At 40.0% G+C, this 608-nt stretch carries 2 tRNA genes; both read left to right on the top strand.

The features are described 5' to 3' along the window. The first annotated feature begins 109 nt into the window (after positions 1-109). Positions 110-195 (top strand) — tRNA-Leu (locus FXN70_RS11920). A 323-nt stretch (positions 196-518) separates the two neighbouring features. Then, positions 519-604, top strand: a tRNA-Leu gene (locus FXN70_RS11915). Positions 605-608: the final 4 nt, after the last annotated feature.

Genomic DNA, 608 nt, shown 5'->3' with positions numbered 1-608 from the left:
CTATAATTGCTTTGATTTTCAACAAACATGCCAAATTTGAGCAAAACATCTGCAAATGTGCAAAAGAGCTCTTGCCAAGTCAAAACCAATTCTCTATGATTGCGCCCATGCCCGAGTGGTGAAATCGGTAGACACAGGGGATTTAAAATCCCCCGCCCACAAAGCGTGCCAGTTCGAGTCTGGCCTCGGGCACCATTTTAATCATTAAAAATGGTGCAAATAAAATATCCAGCGTAAGCTGGTTTTTTTATGTCTAAAATTTAACATGCCTTATTTATTACAGTTCTCCTTACCTCCTTTGCTTTTTCTATTAACATCATTAAATTAAAACCATAATCTCACCATTTATGGTAATTGCCCTATTCAATGTCATATTTTTCAAATCTTGGCATTTTTACCCCTCATTCACCTATAATTGCTTTGATTTTCAACAAACATGCCAAATTTGAGCAAAACATCTGCAAATGTGCAAAAGAGCTCTTGCCAAGTCAAAACCAATTCTCTATGATTGCGCCCATGCCCGAGTGGTGAAATCGGTAGACACAGGGGATTTAAAATCCCCCGCCCACAAAGCGTGCCAGTTCGAGTCTGGCCTCGGGCACCATTTT

This window comes from Acinetobacter sp. MD2 (assembly GCF_035615575.1).
Lineage (GTDB): Bacteria > Pseudomonadota > Gammaproteobacteria > Pseudomonadales > Moraxellaceae > Acinetobacter.
This window is presented reverse-complemented; position numbering and strand designations above follow the sequence as displayed.